This window comes from Cobetia sp. SIMBA_158 (assembly GCF_046566945.1).
GTDB lineage: Bacteria > Pseudomonadota > Gammaproteobacteria > Pseudomonadales > Halomonadaceae > Cobetia > Cobetia amphilecti.
The window spans coordinates 1-272 of the sequence record NZ_JAWJYL010000374.1; the positions used below are offsets into that span (position 1 = coordinate 1).

Here is a 272-nt window from a genome sequence, read left to right on the forward strand (position 1 = left end):
TCCCCGAAGGAGTATTTTATTTATATGAAATAGACATAAACAATCAGCCACCTCTGTTTATACGCTTAAAGCTAATGCCCGGCTGGATCAAAGTATCTATTGCAATTATTGCCTCTTTAATTTTGAGCTTTTTGTTTAGTCGTAACTTAATTGCACCAATTAACAGCCTTAAAAAAGCAGCTATAAAACTATCTTCTGGCGATTTAAGCGCACGTGCTGCTATTTCAACTAATAGAAAAGATGAGCTAGGGGTACTTGGTCGAGACTTTAAC

The 272-nt window shown here is 36.4% G+C and carries 1 protein-coding gene; it reads left to right on the top strand.

Annotated elements, in window-relative coordinates:
• Positions 1–272: HAMP domain-containing protein (locus tag R2R70_RS20345; RefSeq protein WP_410978952.1), on the top strand; the 272-nt coding region annotated here is incomplete at both ends.